The sequence below is a fragment of the Streptococcus suis genome (assembly GCF_002960445.1).
In the GTDB taxonomy this organism is placed as follows: domain Bacteria; phylum Bacillota; class Bacilli; order Lactobacillales; family Streptococcaceae; genus Streptococcus; species Streptococcus hyiners.
The window spans coordinates 1-302 of the sequence record NZ_POJD01000333.1; the positions used below are offsets into that span (position 1 = coordinate 1).

General features: G+C 40.1%; 2 protein-coding genes. Both read right to left on the reverse strand.

Annotated features, from left to right (window positions below; all coding sequences use genetic code 11):
• Positions 1-115: family 1 glycosylhydrolase (locus C1G53_RS11105; RefSeq protein WP_153046723.1), on the reverse strand; the 115-nt coding region annotated here is incomplete at its 3' end.
• Between the two features lie 14 nt (positions 116-129).
• Positions 130-302, reverse strand: a 173-nt coding sequence (locus tag C1G53_RS13620) for a PTS glucose transporter subunit IIA (protein ID WP_330847479.1), incomplete at its 5' end; no start/stop codon positions are given.

Genomic DNA, 302 nt, shown 5'->3' on the forward strand with positions numbered 1-302 from the left:
CATTGGGGAGAACATCTTGAACGGATAATCCTTTTCCTCCCTCATTATATGCACCTTCTACTTGGTTTGCAGCTACTGCTCCTCCCCATAAGAAATTATCTGGAAAAATTGACATATACCCTCCTCGAATTATAAGACTGCTAATAAATCATCAGCATAGTTGACTTCCTCTTTTGTCGAAAGCAAGAGAACATCCAGATATTCCTGTGTATTTGTAACAACTACAGGAGTCACTATATCGTACCCTTCTGCGACAAGCATTTCTACATCCACTTCCAGCATCAGTTGACCCTTTTCAACTT